13 protein-coding genes are annotated in these 14,255 nt (G+C 66.6%); all 13 read left to right on the forward strand.

Annotated features, from left to right (window positions below; all coding sequences use genetic code 11):
- Nucleotides 1–60: 60 nt before the first annotated feature.
- The 13 genes from ACQR1D_RS17950 to ACQR1D_RS18010 all read left to right on the forward strand — a co-directional run bounded on the left by ACQR1D_RS17950 (nt 61) and on the right by ACQR1D_RS18010 (nt 14,247).
- On the forward strand, nt 61–414 hold the full coding sequence (locus ACQR1D_RS17950; protein ID WP_315803163.1) for a hypothetical protein: 354 nt from the start codon (nt 61–63) through the stop codon (nt 412–414).
- 317 nt (nt 415–731) lie between these two features.
- Nucleotides 732–1,982 carry an ABC transporter substrate-binding protein gene (locus tag ACQR1D_RS17955; protein ID WP_315802947.1) on the forward strand — a complete coding sequence of 417 codons (1,251 nt, stop codon included), beginning with the start codon at nt 732–734 and terminating at the stop codon, nt 1,980–1,982.
- A gap of 119 nt (nt 1,983–2,101) precedes the next feature.
- Nucleotides 2,102–2,926, forward strand: coding sequence for an AraC family transcriptional regulator (locus ACQR1D_RS17960; protein WP_315802948.1), 825 nt, complete (start codon nt 2,102–2,104; stop codon nt 2,924–2,926).
- A gap of 199 nt (nt 2,927–3,125) precedes the next feature.
- Entirely contained in the window at nt 3,126–4,136 is a 1,011-nt protein-coding gene (locus ACQR1D_RS17965) for a branched-chain amino acid ABC transporter permease (protein WP_434838929.1), read from the forward strand.
- Nucleotide 4,137: 1 nt separating this feature from the next.
- Complete coding sequence (locus ACQR1D_RS17970) at nt 4,138–5,226, forward strand: branched-chain amino acid ABC transporter permease (RefSeq protein WP_434838930.1); 1,089 nt, start codon at nt 4,138–4,140, stop codon at nt 5,224–5,226.
- On the forward strand, nt 5,219–6,001 hold the full coding sequence (locus ACQR1D_RS17975; protein ID WP_434893930.1) for an ABC transporter ATP-binding protein: 783 nt from the start codon (nt 5,219–5,221) through the stop codon (nt 5,999–6,001). The genes ACQR1D_RS17970 and ACQR1D_RS17975 overlap by 8 nt, the downstream gene beginning before the upstream one ends.
- Nucleotides 5,994–8,213 (forward strand): ABC transporter permease, encoded by a 2,220-nt coding sequence (locus ACQR1D_RS17980; RefSeq protein ID WP_434838932.1) that lies wholly within the window; start codon nt 5,994–5,996, stop codon nt 8,211–8,213. Before ACQR1D_RS17975 ends, ACQR1D_RS17980 begins: the two co-directional genes overlap by 8 nt.
- A 5-nt stretch (nt 8,214–8,218) precedes the next feature.
- On the forward strand, nt 8,219–9,064 hold the full coding sequence (locus ACQR1D_RS17985; RefSeq protein ID WP_315802951.1) for a phosphoenolpyruvate hydrolase family protein: 846 nt from the start codon (nt 8,219–8,221) through the stop codon (nt 9,062–9,064).
- 74 nt (nt 9,065–9,138) lie between these two features.
- Nucleotides 9,139–12,036, forward strand: a complete 2,898-nt coding sequence (locus ACQR1D_RS17990) for a flotillin domain-containing protein (RefSeq protein WP_434838933.1) — start codon at nt 9,139–9,141, stop codon at nt 12,034–12,036.
- 6 nt (nt 12,037–12,042) lie between these two features.
- Nucleotides 12,043–12,480 carry an SRPBCC family protein gene (locus tag ACQR1D_RS17995; RefSeq protein ID WP_006609919.1) on the forward strand — a complete coding sequence of 146 codons (438 nt, stop codon included), beginning with the start codon at nt 12,043–12,045 and terminating at the stop codon, nt 12,478–12,480.
- Between the two features lie 3 nt (nt 12,481–12,483).
- On the forward strand, nt 12,484–12,927 hold the full coding sequence (locus tag ACQR1D_RS18000) for an SRPBCC family protein (protein WP_315802954.1): 444 nt from the start codon (nt 12,484–12,486) through the stop codon (nt 12,925–12,927).
- A 15-nt stretch (nt 12,928–12,942) separates the two neighbouring features.
- Nucleotides 12,943–13,764 (forward strand): FAD binding domain-containing protein, encoded by an 822-nt coding sequence (locus tag ACQR1D_RS18005; RefSeq protein ID WP_434838934.1) that lies wholly within the window; start codon nt 12,943–12,945, stop codon nt 13,762–13,764.
- A 3-nt stretch (nt 13,765–13,767) separates the two neighbouring features.
- Nucleotides 13,768–14,247 (forward strand): (2Fe-2S)-binding protein, encoded by a 480-nt coding sequence (locus tag ACQR1D_RS18010; RefSeq protein ID WP_434838935.1) that lies wholly within the window; start codon nt 13,768–13,770, stop codon nt 14,245–14,247.
- Nucleotides 14,248–14,255 lie beyond the last annotated feature (8 nt).

Below are 14,255 nucleotides of genomic sequence, written 5' to 3' on the forward strand. Positions count from 1 at the left end.
ATTGCTGGATTGCCGACATCTCGGGTCGGCCGGCGGGCGCGGTGGAGTGCAGGAATGGAAATGGGTGAGCCGCATCTGCCTGAGCGGGCCGTAACCTTGCTGGTGTCGAGTGAATACGCGCGGCTCGTCGGGCGGACCATGTCGGAACGGCTCGACTACATCGTCGACATCGCCTCGCTGCATACGCGCGACGAGTTGGTGCGGCGGCTGGACCTCGGCCGCGTGGTCGTGCGGCAGGTCGAGAAATGGCTCGCGTTCCATGGACGCCGTTTGCGGCGTCCGAATGAAAGCATCGATATCGTCATGTGCGGATTGGAGTTTCGGAAGCGGCGTGTCCGGCGCTCCCGGGTGGCGGTACGAACGCGACGATTGAACGGCAGGACGCTCCCCAGGGAGCCAGGCCGAGGCGGCTGAACGGCTCGGGCTCTGCCTGAGCGGCGAGCCCACCGGAGACTCCCATCGAGGCACTGACGGGACCGCGATGCACACGGAATGCACCGCGGGCGTTATCGCGTCGCATCATGGAAAATGAGACTCGTCGTCAAGGTCGAGGCGGGGCGGGTTGCGCGGGGGCTCGGCTCATCCGCTAGCCTCCGCGGTCGATGGGGGCTCACCGTCGCTCGTCAGAGATGACGCGAGGCGACGGGAAGGGCCACTGCCAACATGGCCAAGAAAACAGTGGCCGGCACACGCTCGTGTGCCCCAGCAATGGGCGACAAGGGAGGAGTTCGATGCACATGCGAAGTGTAGGTATCGCCGTGTTCACGGCGCTTTTGCTGTCCAGCACAGCGTTCGCGCAGGAGAAGATCAAGGTCGGCGTCACCGCGACGCTGGAGGGCACCTATACCGTGCTCGGCGAGGACGGAATGCGCGGACATGTCACCGCGCTGAACGTGTTGGGTAAGAAGGTCGGCGACAAGGAGCTGGAATTCGTCGTCGCGTCGACCGACGCCACGCCGGACTCGGCCGTCCGTGCCGTGCGCAAGCTGATCGAGCAGGACAAGGTGCAGATCCTGCTGTCGCCGCTGTCGGGCGACGAGGGCATCGCCGTCAAGAACTTCGCCAAGACGCACCCCGAGCTGACCTTCGTCAACGCCGCGTCCGGTGCGCAGGAGACCACCTATGTCGATCCTGCGCCGAACTTCTTCCGCTTCAACATGGATGGTGCCCAATGGCAGGTCGGCCTCGGCAAATACGCCTATGAGACCAAGGGCTACCGCAAGATCGCGACCGTCGGCGAGGACTATTCCTTCATCTACACCCAGGTGTTCGGCCTGGCGCTGGAGTTCTGCGGCCTGGGCGGCAAGATCACCAGCCGGCAATGGGTCCCGCTCGGCACCAAGGATTTCGCGTCGGTGATCGCGGCGCTGCCCGATGATGTCGATGCGATCTATCTCGGCCTCGGCGGCGCCGATGCCGTCAACTTCCTCAACCAGTATCAACAGGCCGGCGGCAAGGCGCACCTGATGGGCGGCTCGATCATGATCGACCAGACCATCCTGTCGTCCAAGGGAAATGCCAAAAACGCCCTGATCGGTACGATTGCAGCATCGGGTCAGGCCGATACCTGGGAGGATCCGCGCTGGCAGAAGTTCGTGAAGGCCTATCAGGACTCGTTCCCGCCGGAGAAGCGCTTCCCGAGTCCGTCGCTGCTGGCGACCAACTATTATGGCTCGACCATGGCGTTGATCCTGGCGCTGCGCGAGGTCAATGGCGATCTGTCGAACAACCAGGCCAAGCTCAAGGCGGCGCTGGCGAAGATCGAGATCGATGCCCCCAACGGCAAGATCAAGCTCGACGCCAACCGCCAGGCCATCGGCACCAACTTCGTCACCGAGGTGGTCGACGACGGCAAGGGCGCGCTGTTCAGCAAGGTCGTGAAGGTGATCCCCGACGTCAACCAGACGCTGGGATACGACGCCGCGACCTTCGCCAAGATCGGCCTGCCGAGCCGCACCGTGCCTGAATGTAAGAAGTACTGACCTTTCGACAGGGAGCGGCGCGGCTCGAGCAGGCTCGGGCCGCGTCGTCGCGTCGCTTGCTTTCTGACATGCAATGATCGACGCTGACGAATAATAAAAGCCATTTCGGTGAGGAAGTGATGAGTAGGGCGCTCGCCGTCTTTCATGCTCGCTTCGGCCGTGCGACGGTTTATCAGCTCAATCGGCCATTCAATGTGCATGCCCATCGCGAGGGACATCTGATCTTTCACGTTGGTGGGACGCCGGCCGACATCGACGTCTGCGACCAGCACTATCAGATCGGCGAGGACTGGATCGTCGCGGTCAATCCGTGGGAACCGCACAATTTCCTGCCGAACGACATCGACAACGGCGCCATCTTTTTTGTGCTCTACGTCAATGCGGAGTGGTTCACGCCCTCGGCTGCGCGCGAGCAGGGCCTGCGGTTTGGCCGTACCTGCTTCCGGCGGACTGCCGCGCTCGATCGCTGTATTCGCCGCACCGCAGCGTTGGTATGTGGCGCGCCATCGCTCGGCTGTCTCGACGGCGAGCTGAGGCAGCTCATCGACAGTTGCTACGAGGAAAGCTGGCGCGTCTCGGAGCAGATGCCCGAACGGCCATGCGCGGAAGTGACGGACTTTCGTGTTCGCAAGTGCATCAAGCTGATGTCGGACAGTCCGTGCGCCGAGATCGAGCTCGATCACATCGCCCGCGAATCAGGACTGTCACGGCCTCATTTCTATCGGCTGTTCCGCAGCCAGACCGGTGTGACGCCCAATCTCTATCTGAATACGCTGCTGATGGAGCGAGCGCTCGATGCCGTCGTGGCAACGGAAGCGCCGATCGCCGATATCGGCTTCGATCTCGGATTCACCTCGCAGAGCGGCTTCACGCGCTTCTTCGCCGGCAATGTCGGCATGGCGCCGACCGACTATCGCCGCGCTGCAAAAGTGCTGCGCGCCTGACCTGCTGCTGCGCGTCGCGCGAAAAGAGACTGTCGATCAAGTGCGCACTCTCGTCTGCCGCTACACTCTGGGCAACGTGATCCGCAGAAGGATCCGACGAGGGAGGACGAGCGATGGCCGGCAGACCCGGCGATCTTCGGCTGAATGCGCCTTTCCGCTGTGACGACGGATCCGTCCCTCGTATCCTGAGGGAGGGGTGATGAGCCGCTTCATCGAGCGTCACCCGATCTGGTCCCTCATCATTCTCCTCGCCTTGGCGCTGCTGGCGTGGCTGATCTTCGCCGTGTGGCCGCCGGGGCTCGAGGAGGCGATCGGCCGCAAGAAGGTGTTCCTGAGTGCGGTTTTCAACGGCATCACGCTGGGCGGACTGTATTTCCTTGTCGCGAGCGGATTCACGTTGATCTTCGGCCTGATGCGCAACGTCAATCTTGCGCACGGCTCGCTCTATCTGCTTGGCGGCTATGTGGGCTACGGCGTGTCCGCCGCGACGGGGTCGTGGATCCTCGCCTTCGTCGCCGCCTTCATCGTCGTCGCGGCCATCGGTGTTCTCCTGCAACTGCTCGTCTTCCGCCGCATGGAGGGGCAGGACCTGCGCCAGACCATGGTGACGATCGGCCTCTCGATTGTGTTCGCCGATCTGATGCTGTGGGCGTTCGGCGGCGACTTCTATCAGATCCAGACGCCGGCCTGGCTGATCGGGCCGGTGCAGCTGCCGCTGATGACGGCGATGAAATCGTCGGGCGAGGCGGTGTTCCTGCAATATCCGCTGGTGCGGCTGGTGATCTTCTGCGGCTCGGTCGTGATCGGCATTGCGATGTGGCTCGCGCTCAACCGCACCCGCGTCGGCATGATCGTGCGGGCCGGCGTGGATGATCGCGAGATCCTGGCGGCAACCGGCGTGCAGATCCAGCTCGTCTTCGTGCTGGTGTTCGCACTGGGCGCGGGGCTGGCCGGCATTGCCGGCGTGGTCGGCGGAACCTTCCAGTCCATCTCACCCGGCGAGGACACGCGCTTTCTGCTGGCCTCGCTGGTCGTCGTCATCGTCGGCGGCATGGGATCGATCCCGGGAGCCGCGCTCGGCGCGCTGGTCATTGGGCTCGCCGAGCAGCTCGGCTCGGTCTACATCCCAACCTATGCGATCGTCGTGACCTTCCTGATCATGGTGCTGGTGCTCGCGCTGCGGCCCCAGGGCCTGCTGGCGAGGCGATGAGATGTCGCTGATCCAGGAGGCACGTGCGCGGGAAAGCATGCTGGCAGGCGGCGCCGCAATGCAGCCGGTCGCGTGGTCGGCCACCGAGCAGCCCTGGGCCTGGGCGGTCGCCGCGCTGCTGCTGATCATGCCGCTAATCGCCAACGGCTTCTTCCTGATCGAGATCTTCGGCACGACCCTGATCCTCGGCACCATCGCGCTGAGCCTGATGTTCCTCGCCGGCTATGGCGGCATGGTCAGTCTGATGCAGCTGACGATCGCGGGCTTTGCCGGCTACATGGTTGCCGTTTTCGGCGTCAGCGGCAACGCCAATATCAGCCTCGGCTGGCCGTGGTGGTTGGCGACGCCGGTGGCGCTGGTGCTCGCGGTGCTGTTCGGCACGCTGGGTGGTGCGCTGGCGGTGCGCACCGAGGGCATCTACACCATCATGATCACGCTCGCGATCGGCGCGGCGTTCTATTATTTCACCAACCAGAACTGGGCGATCTTCAACGGCCACACCGGCATCAACACGATCGCCACGCCGCATGTTCTCGGCGTCGATTGGCGCACGGATATCGCGTTCTATTACCTGACGCTGGCGGTGGCCGCGCCGTGCTATTTCGCTGTGCTCTATCTGTCGCGCGCGCCGTTCGGCCTGGCGCTGCAGGGCGTGCGCGACAATCCCAGGCGCATGGCCGCGCTCGGCTTCAACGTCAATGCGCATCGCATCGCCGCCTATGCGTTCGCGGCCCTGATCGCCGGCATGGGTGGCGTGCTGCAGGTCTGGAACTATCGGCAGATCTCGCCCGGATCGGTCGCGGTCGAGCGCTGCATCGACATTCTCATCGTCGCCGTCGTCGGCGGCATCACCCGGCCGGTCGGGCCCTATATCGGCGCGTTCATCTTCGTCATCCTGCGCACCTTCGCGCTCGACTTCCTGGTCAAGGTCGGGCTCGACGGCAACCGGTTCCGGCTGCTGATCGGGCTCGGCTTCCTCGCCATCGTGTTCTGGTCCTCCGACGGCGTCATCGGTCTCTATGAGCGGTGGCGCAAACGCGGCCAGCGCACGGAGGAGCGGCCCCGTCCGGGAGGTCACGGCCATGAATAGGGTCGCGGACCGGCTCTCAGCGCTCGGCTCGACCTCAGCCCTCGAATTGCGCGGCGTGACGCGGATGTTCGGTGCGCTCGCCGCGCTGACCGACATCACGATCACGGTGCGGCCTGGCGAGCGGCGCGCGGTGCTCGGTTCGAACGGCGCCGGCAAGACCACCTTGTTCAACTGCGTGACCGGCGACTTCCTGCCGACGTCAGGCACGATCCGTTTCTTCGGCGAGGACATCACCGCCTTTCCGCCCTACGAGCGGATCCGCCGCGGGCTGCGCCGCACCTACCAGATCTCGGCACTGTTCCTCGGCCTGTCGGTTCGCGACAATGTCTATCTGGCATGCCGTGGCGTCTCGCGCGCGCGCTTCTCGATGCTGCGTCCCAGCGCCAATGACGCCCTGATGCAGGCGGCCGAGCGCCTGATCGAGGCCGTGCATCTGACGTCGGTGCGTGATCAACTGGTTTCGGAGCTCGCCCATGGCCAGCAGCGGCAGCTCGAGATCGCGCTGGCGCTGGCCGGCGCGCCCCGATTCATCCTGTTCGACGAGCCGGCGGCGGGTCTGTCGCCGACCGAGCGGCGCGAGCTGGTCGAGATCCTGACGTCGCTGCCGCCGCACATCGGTTACATCATCATCGAGCACGACATGGACGTGGCGCTGCGCGTCGTCGAGAGCGTGACGATGATGCACAACGGCCGCATCTTCAAGGAGGGCGCACCGCAGGAGATCGAATCCGATCCGGAGGTGCAGGAGCTCTATCTCGGAGGCGGCCATGAATGATATCCGCCGCTCCGCGCCTGCGCTCGAGGTCCGCGGCCTCGACGTCTACTACGGCCATTCGCATGCGCTGCAGGGCGTCGACCTCCGGCTCGACAGCGGAGTGTTCTCGCTGGTCGGCCGCAACGGCATGGGCAAGACGACGCTGTGCAAGGCCATCATGGGCCTGCTGCGGCCGTCCGGAGGGACGGTGCGGCTGCGGGGAGAGGATATCACGGGCCTCAATCCCGCGCGCATCGCGCGGCTCGGCGTCGGCTACGTGCCGCAGGGGCGGCGTCTGTGGCGCTCGCTCAGCGTCGACGAGCATCTGCGGCTCGCGGCCGGCCAGCGCCGCGGCGCCTGGACTGTCGAGCGCGTCTACGAGACGTTTCCACGGCTCGCCGAGCGCCGCAACAATGGCGGCGGGCAGTTGTCCGGCGGCGAGCAGCAGATGCTGGCGATTTCGCGCGCGCTGCTGACCAATCCGCAGCTGCTGATCATGGATGAGCCGACGGAGGGCTTGGCGCCGGTGATCGTCGCCCAGGTCGAGGAGATGCTGATCCGGCTCGGCCAGGACGGCGACATGGCGGTGCTCGTGATCGAGCAGAACATCGGCGTTGCAACCGCAATCTCGGCCCGCGTCGCGATCATGGTCAATGGCCGCATCAACCGCATCATCGACTCGGCCCGGCTCGCCGCCGACCGCGAGCTGCAGCAGCGCCTGCTCGGCGTCGGCCAGCATGCCGGCGACGAGACGGATCTCGGCACGGGGCAGGACGGCGACGCGCCCGCCGCACGTGCGGCGGTGCCAACGACGCCGAAGGCTGCGCCCGTCAAGGTTTACGTCTCCAATCCCGTGCTGCCGACGCGCTGGTCGCAGCCGGTGCCGATCGCGCAGATCGAGGCCAAGGCGCGCACGCTCTCCACCAGCGTCAGCCGGCTTGACGAGGCCGCGCGCCAGGGCCGTGAGCGCGCCGTGCCGATCGCGTCAGGTCCGCCCGCGGTGATCGTCGCCGGCACGCTCGACACCAAGGGTGACGAACTGCGCTTCATTCGCGATCTCGTCGCGAGCCACGGGCTGCGCACCCGGCTGGTCGACGTCTCCACCAGCGGACGCCATACGAGCTGCGACGTCTCGGCCCAGGAGATCGCGCTCAATCATCCGCGCGGCGGCTCCGCCGTGTTCGGCACCGATCGCGGTGCATCCGTCACCGCGATGGCCGACGCGTTCGCGCGCTGGCTGCGCCGGCAGGACAATGTCGCAGGTATCATCTCGGCGGGCGGCTCCGGTGGAACGTCGCTGGTCGCACCTGGCATGCGCGAGCTCCCCGTCGGCGTGCCCAAGCTGATCATCTCCTCGGTCGCCTCGGGAGACGTCGGCGCCTATGTCGGGCCGGCCGACATCGCGATGATGTACTCGGTCACCGACGTCCAAGGACTCAATTCGATTTCGCTGATGGTGCTGAGCAATGGCGCGCATGCGCTTGCCGGCATGGTGATGGCGCGCGAGCAACGGTCCGCTGTCGCTGATCGCACCCGACCGCAACGTCCCGCGATCGGCATCACCATGTTCGGCGTGACCACGCCGGCGGTGCAGAAGCTCACCGCCGAGCTGCGCGACGACTACGAGTGCCTCGTCTTCCACGCCACCGGCGTCGGCGGCCGCTCGATGGAGAAGCTGGTCGATTCCGGCATGCTCGCCGGCGTCATCGATCTCACCACGACTGAGGTCTGCGACCTGCTGATGGGCGGCGTGTTTCCGGCAACCGAGGATCGCTTCGGCGCGGTCATCCGCACCCGCGTGCCCTATGTCGGCTCGGTCGGCGCGCTCGACATGGTCAATTTCGGCGCGCCCGAGACCATTCCGGAGCGCTATCGCGGCCGCAAGTTTCACGTCCACAACCCGCAGGTCACGCTGATGCGGACGACGGCGGCGGAGAACGCGCAGATGGGGCGCTGGATCGGCGAGCGGCTCAACCGCATGGACGGGCCGGTCCGGTTCTTCCTGCCCGAGAAGGGCGTGTCGGCCCTCGATGCACAGGGACAGCCGTTCTTCGATCGCGAGGCGGACGAGGCGCTGTTTCGCAGCCTCGAACAGACGGTGCGGCAGACGTCGAGCCGGCGCCTGATCCGCGTGCCGCATCACATCAACGACAATGAGTTCGCAGCAGCGATCGTCGGTGCCGTCAGGCCGTTGCTCGGGCGGCTGCCGGCGCGGCGCAGACAGGCGAGGTGATGGTGATGCCGAGATATGAGCGCGCACCGCTGCTGAAGAAGTTTCGCGACATGGTACGCCGTGGCGTGCCGATCATCGGCGGCGGCGCCGGCACCGGCCTGTCTGCCAAATGCGAGGAGGCCGGCGGCATCGACCTGATCGTGATCTACAATTCCGGCCGCTATCGCATGGCCGGCCGCGGCTCGCTCGCCGGCCTGATGGCCTATGGCGACGCCAATGCCATCGTGGTCGAGATGGCCAGCGAGGTGCTGCCGGTGGTGAAGTCGACCCCGGTGCTCGCGGGCGTCAACGGCACCGACCCGTTCCGCGACATGGATGTGTTCCTCGACGAGCTGAAGTCGCTCGGCTTCTCCGGTGTGCAGAACTTCCCAACCGTCGGCCTGATCGACGGCACTTTCCGCGCCAACCTCGAGGAGACGGGCATTTCCTACGCGCTGGAGATCGACATGATCGGGCGCGCGCACGACAAGGACCTGCTGACGACGCCTTACGTCTTCAATGAAGCCCAGGCCGCGGGCATGGCGATCGCGGGCGCGGACATCATCGTCTGCCATCTCGGTCTGACAACCGGCGGCTCGATCGGCGCGCAGACCGCGCCCAAGCTCGAAGACTGCCCCGGCCTGATCGACAGCTGGGCCTCGGCCGCGCTCAGCGTCAACCCGGAGATTCTGGTTCTGGCCCATGGCGGCCCGATCGCGGAGCCGTCCGACGCCGACTTCATCATGAAGCACACCAAGAACTGCCACGGCTTCTACGGCGCCTCCTCAATGGAGCGGCTGCCGGTGGAGCGCGCGCTGACGGAGCAGGTACGACATTTCAAGGCAATCAGCGCGCGGCCACGCCGCGTCTGAGGTGACAACACGAGATCCGGCACCCCTGGCGCCTGGCGCCACGCTGGCCGGACGGAGACTGAGGGAGGAATGAGATGTCCGGGGTTCTGATCGGTGAGCTGATCCTTTGGCTGATCATCGCGATCATCGTCATCGTGGTCGCAGTCTACATCGTCAACTGGCTGTATCATCGTTCGTCGAAGGAGGTCTCCTTCGTCCGAACCGGTTTCATGGGTGAGCGCGTCGTCATCAATGGCGGCGCCTTCGTGATGCCGTTCATTCACGACTATACGCCGGTCAACATGAACGTGCTGCCGATGGGAATCACGCGCGCGAAGCAGGACGCTGTGATCACGCGTGACCGCATGCGGGTCGACGTCGAAGCCGACTTCTACGTGCGTGTGCAGCCGACCAGGGAAGCGGTGTCGATTGCGGCCGCGACGCTCGGCCGGCGCACGCTCGAACCGGAAAAACTGCACGCGTTGCTCTCCGGCAAGTTCATCTCCGCCCTGCGCGCGGTCGCGGCCGAGATGACGATGGAGCAGATGCACGAGGAGCGCGGCGACTACGTGTCCCGCGTGAAGGCGGCTGCCTCCGAGGCGCTGGCGCAGAATGGCCTGGAGCTGGAATCGGTCGCGATCACCGATCTCGACCAGACCGACCTCGAATTCTTCAACCCCTCGAACCGGTTCGATGCCGAGGGCCTGACGCGGCTGATGGAGGACATCGAGAGCAAGCGCAAGCTGCGCAACGACATCGAGCAGGACTCGATGATCAAGATTCGCACCCGCAACCTCGAAGCCGAGCGCGAGGCGCTCGATATCGAGCGCGAGAGCGAGACGGCGCGGCTGGAGCAGGAGCGCGACATCGAGATGCGCCGCGCCCTGCAGCGGACGGAAGTGGCGCGCGAGCGGGCGCTGCGCGAGACCGAGGCCGAGCAGGCACAGATCATGGCGCGCGAGGCGATCGAGAAGGCGCGGATCGCGAACGAGCTGACGATTGCCGAGGCCCGAATCGCGGCCGAGCGCGACACGCGGCAGCGCGAGATCGAGCGGACGCGTGCCGTCGAAGAGAGGGAGCTGCTGGCGCGCGAGGATATCGAGAAGGCTCGTATCGCCAATCAGCGGGCCATCGATGCCGCGCGGATCGAATCCGAGCGCGAGGTGCGCCAACGCGATATCGAGCGGACCCGCACCATCGAGGAAGCAGAGATCGCGGCGCGCGAGGCGGTCGAGAAGGCGCGGATCCAGCAGGATCGCGTCGTCTCCGATGCGCGCATCGCCAATGACGAGGAGACACGCCGCCGCGAGATCGAACGCACCCGCGCGGTCGAGCAGGCGGAGATCGCCGCGCGCGAGGCGACCGAGAAGGCGCGCATCGCGCAGACCATGATCGTCAATCTGGAGCGCATCAGCTCCGACGAGCGCACCCGCGCCACCGAGATTGCCCAGGTGCGCAACATCCAGGAGGCCGAGATCGAAGCGCAGAAGGCGGTCGAGGCCGCCCGGATCGCGCGCGAGCAGGCATTGTCGGCGGAACGGATCGCTGCCGAGCACGCCACGCGCAAGCTGGAGATCGAGCGCAACCAGGGCATCGAGATCGCCGGCATCGCCGCGCGCGAGGCGACGGAAGCCAGCCGCATCGCGCAGGAGGAGCGGGTGCGAGCGCTGGAGATCGCGCGCATCCGGACCATCGAGGAGGCCGACATCGCCTCGCGCGAGGCGATCGAAGCGGCCCGCATCGCCCAGGAGCTAGCTGTAACAGCCAAGCGGATCCAGTCGGAGAAGGAGACGCGCAGCCTGGAGATCGAGCGCACGGAGGCCGTTGAGGCCGCCGATCTGAAGCGTCGGGAGGCGGTCGAGCGGCGTCGCATCGAGGTCGAGCTGGCGCTGGAGGCCGAGCGCATCGCCTCGTCGCGGACGCGCGAGGTGCTCAACATCGACCAGAAGAAGGCGATCGAGCTCGCCGACGAAACCCGCGTGATCGAGCTCGCTGCCAAGCGCGCCGAGCGCATCGATGCGGATCGCCAGGTCAAGGAAGCCGAGATCGTTGCGCGCAAGCAGGTCGAGACCGCCGATGTCTCGCGCGAGCAGGCGCTGGAGGCTGTCCGGCTGGAGCGTCGCCGGGCGATCGAGCAGCTCGAGGTCGCGCGCGTCCAGTCGCTGCAGGAGGCCGAGATCGCGGCCCGTGAGGAGGTCGAACGCGCCCGCATCGCCTCCGATCGTGGTCTCGACGAGGCCCGTATCGGCCGTGAGCGCGAGCTGCGCAAGCTCGAAGTGAACCGCGAGAAGGACGTCGAGACGGCGCTGATGGAGAAGGCCATCGCGCTGTATCAAAAATCGCTGGAGGAATCCGCGGCCAAGGTCGCCGCCGAGGAGGCGCGCTCGCGCGCTACGGAAGCGGCGGAGAAGGTCGTCACCGCGCGCGAGAGCGAGATTGCCCGCCGCCGTAAGACGGTCGAGGTGCTGCTGGCCGAGAAGCAGGCCGAGGAGACGCGGATCGGCGCAGAGGCCGAGCGGATTCGTGCCGCGGTTGAAGCGGAGGCGCAGAAGCTGCTCAACGAGGCCGAGAACGTCCTGACCGATCAGGCGCGCTACTCGCTGTTCCGGCGCAAGCTCCTCGACCGCATCGAGGGCATCGTGCGCGAGAGCGTCAAGCCGATGGAGAAGATCGAGGGCATCCGCATCCTGCAGGTCGACGGCTTGAACGGAAATGGCGGCAACGGCAATGGCGGCCGCAGTGCGACCGACGAGGTGATCGACTCCGCGCTGCGTTACCGCGTCCAGGCGCCGCTGATCGACTCCATCCTCTCTGACATCGGAGTCGAGGGCGGCAGCCTCGCCAAGATGCCGGGCCTGATCCGCGAAGCGAGGGACATGCAGGGCATCCGGAAAGAGACGTCGGCGCGCAAGGACGCGGGCGGCGGAGGTGGAGCAAATGATGCCAGCGCATCCGAGCCGCCAGCGGACCGCGGTCCGCGCAAGAAGGGTTGATGCACCATGGCGAGAGTCTACGTCTCCACCGTCGTCAATGCCCGCAACGACCGGGTGTGGGCGCGCGTGCGCGACTTCAACGGCCTGCCGAACTGGCATCCGGCGATCGCCGAGAGCCGGATCGAGGGCGGCGAGCCCGCCGACAAGATCGGCTGTGTCAGGGATTTCCGCTTACGCAATGGCGACCGCATCCGCGAGAAGCTGCTCGGCCTGTCCGACTACGACATGTTCTGCACCTATTCGATTCTGGAATCGCCGATGGGGGTGTCGAACTATGTCGCGACCCTGCGGCTGACGCCCGTGACGGATGGCGACAAGACCTTCCTGGAATGGACCGCCGAGTTCGACTGCGCCCCGGAGCGCGAGGCCGACCTTGTCGGCTCGATCGGCGGCGGCGTGTTCCAGGGCGGCTTCGATGCGCTCAAGCGGGCGTTCGGAGGCTAGGCCGTGCCGCACGTCGTCAAGAGCACCATCATCGACGCGCCGACTGACCGGGTGTGGGAGGTGCTGCGCGACTTCAACGGTCATGATCGCTGGCACCCGGCGGTGGCGACCTCGGCGATCGAGCGCTCGCAGACGTCCGACAAGATCGGCTGCGTCAGGCGCTTCCGGCTCAAGGACGGGTCGGAGTTGCGCGAGCAACTGCTGGCGCTGTCCGATCTCGAGCAGAGCTTCAGCTACTGCCTGCTCGACACGCCGATCCAGCTGTTCAACTACGTCGCCCATGTCCGGCTGCTGCCGGTCACCGATGGTGATCGCACCTTCTGGCACTGGGAGAGCCGCTTCACGACGCGGCCCGAGCAGGCCGAGGCTCTGACGCGCATGGTGGCGGAAGACATCTACCAGGCCGGCTTCGAGGCGATCCGATCGCATCTGAAGCAGGCGGCATGAGCAAGAGGTGAACCGATGCCGGTCACGGTGAAGACGTTTCAGGCCGCGAGCGACGCGGCGTCGGCGCTGTCGTCCGATCGCGCAGCCCGCTATCTCGGCGGCGGCACGCTGGTGATGCGCGATCTGAACGAGGGCGACGTCTCGATTGCGACCGTGGTCCGCGCCACCGACCGCGCGCTGCAGAGCATCGATACGGCCGGCGCGCGCATCCGCATCGGTGCCGCGGTCACTTTTGCCCGCGTGCTGGCCGAGCGCGAGCTTGCGCTCCTGCATCCGGCGGCGCGCTCGATCGGCGGGCCGGCGGTCCGCAACATGGGCACCGTCGGCGGCAATTTGTTCGCGCCGGCGCCGTTCGGCGATTTCACCGTCGCGCTGCTGGCGCTGGACGGCATGGTCTCGGTGCAGGGCGGCTTCGGCGTCAGGGACATGCCGCTGGAAGAGTTTCTGCAGTCGCGCGATCGCCAGGCTGGTGCGCTGGTCGTTGCGGTCTCCTGCATTCGGCCGGCATCGGTGGATGCGTTCCGGTATCGCAAGATCGCCCGCATCAAGCCGAAGGGCGGATCTGTGATCACGATCGCGGCGCATGTTCCCCTCGGCGGCGGTCGCGTGACGGGGGCCCGGATCGCGTTGGGATCGATGGCCCCGACCGCCATCCGCGCCAAGGCGGCCGAGCGCGCGCTCGAAGGCCGTCCGCTCGATGCCACCGCGATCAGCGCGGCGGCTGCGGCGGCGGGCGAGGGGACGGCTCCCACGGACAATTCGCTGGCCAGCGCGTGGTACCGCCGCGAGGTCGTGGGCGTGCATCTGCGGCGGCTGTTGTCGGGGCAGGAGAGCTAGGCCATGACAAAGACTCCCCTTCAATTCCGGCACAACGGCCGCGACGTCGCGCTGTTCGTCGAAGGTGGTACCAACCTCCTGGTCGTGCTGCGCGAGATGATCGGCGACGTCACGCCGAAATTCGGCTGCGGCCAGGGCGGATGCGGCGCCTGCACGGTGCTGATCGATGGCGATGCTCATCTCGCGTGCCTGACCCTGGCGGAGTCCGTCGAGGGCCGTGCGGTCGAAACGCTCGACGGCATCAAGGCCGGGCCGAACCTGCATCCACTGCAGCGGGCGTTCGCCGACGGCTTCGCCGCGCAATGCGGCTATTGCACGCCGGGCATGATCATGGCGGCCAAGGCCCTGCTCGACAAGGCCCCGCAGCCGAGCCGCGAGCAGGTCGTCGAGGCCATCTCCGGCAATGTCTGCCGCTGCACCGGCTACGAGCCGATCATCAATGCGGTGTTGGCGGCGGCCGCGTCGCTGCGCGCGAACGCGTGAGGAGGTAT

This window comes from Bradyrhizobium sp. HKCCYLRH2047 (assembly GCF_051168175.1).
GTDB lineage: Bacteria > Pseudomonadota > Alphaproteobacteria > Rhizobiales > Xanthobacteraceae > Bradyrhizobium.

Excerpts from the sequence above, each read along its gene's own strand:
- ACQR1D_RS17970 (WP_434838930.1), top strand. The coding sequence starts at position 4,138 with ATGTCGCTGATCCAGGAGGCACGTGCGCGGGAAAGCATGCTGGCAGGC.
- ACQR1D_RS17955 (WP_315802947.1), top strand. The coding sequence starts at position 732 with ATGCACATGCGAAGTGTAGGTATCGCCGTGTTCACGGCGCTTTTGCTG.
- ACQR1D_RS17950 (WP_315803163.1), top strand. The coding sequence starts at position 61 with ATGGGTGAGCCGCATCTGCCTGAGCGGGCCGTAACCTTGCTGGTGTCG.
- ACQR1D_RS18005 (WP_434838934.1), top strand. The coding sequence starts at position 12,943 with ATGCCGGTCACGGTGAAGACGTTTCAGGCCGCGAGCGACGCGGCGTCG.
- ACQR1D_RS17960 (WP_315802948.1), top strand. The coding sequence starts at position 2,102 with ATGAGTAGGGCGCTCGCCGTCTTTCATGCTCGCTTCGGCCGTGCGACG.
- ACQR1D_RS17995 (WP_006609919.1), top strand. The coding sequence starts at position 12,043 with ATGGCGAGAGTCTACGTCTCCACCGTCGTCAATGCCCGCAACGACCGG.
- ACQR1D_RS17980 (WP_434838932.1), top strand. The coding sequence starts at position 5,994 with ATGAATGATATCCGCCGCTCCGCGCCTGCGCTCGAGGTCCGCGGCCTC.
- ACQR1D_RS17975 (WP_434893930.1), top strand. The coding sequence starts at position 5,219 with ATGAATAGGGTCGCGGACCGGCTCTCAGCGCTCGGCTCGACCTCAGCC.
- ACQR1D_RS17985 (WP_315802951.1), top strand. The coding sequence starts at position 8,219 with ATGCCGAGATATGAGCGCGCACCGCTGCTGAAGAAGTTTCGCGACATG.
- ACQR1D_RS17990 (WP_434838933.1), top strand. The coding sequence starts at position 9,139 with ATGTCCGGGGTTCTGATCGGTGAGCTGATCCTTTGGCTGATCATCGCG.
- ACQR1D_RS18010 (WP_434838935.1), top strand. The coding sequence starts at position 13,768 with ATGACAAAGACTCCCCTTCAATTCCGGCACAACGGCCGCGACGTCGCG.
- ACQR1D_RS17965 (WP_434838929.1), top strand. The coding sequence starts at position 3,126 with ATGAGCCGCTTCATCGAGCGTCACCCGATCTGGTCCCTCATCATTCTC.